We start from the raw sequence: 330 nt of genomic DNA on the forward strand, positions 1-330 counted from the left end.
TCGGTTTCGGCAAGCGAAAATGATACAAAGTAGTATAATCAAACATAGTGAATTTTAACGGAGCTTTTTAGCCCAGAAACGAGGAGAAACATGAAGTTAAAATATTTTGGAACTGATGGCGTTCGTGGCGTGGCCAATCGCGACCTGAGTCCAGAACTGGCTTTTAAGGTTGGCCGTGCCGGGGGCTATGTCTTGACTCGGCACTCAGAACGCAAGCAGCCCCAAGTCTTGGTTTCCCGTGATACGCGAATTTCCGGTCAAATGCTGGAAAATGCCTTAGTTGCTGGTCTGCTTTCGGTCGGCATCGAGGTACTGCGCTTAGGCGTCGTC

At 49.1% G+C, this 330-nt stretch carries 1 pseudogene; it reads left to right on the forward strand.

Features of this window, described 5'->3' with window-relative positions:
- Positions 1 to 90 precede the first annotated feature (90 nt).
- Positions 91 to 330: pseudogene (locus tag LI126_RS14630) on the forward strand (phosphoglucosamine mutase); the annotation flags it as partial.

This window comes from Mediterraneibacter sp. 210702-DFI.5.30, assembly GCF_020560115.1.
Lineage (GTDB): Bacteria > Bacillota > Clostridia > Lachnospirales > Lachnospiraceae > Mediterraneibacter > Mediterraneibacter faecis.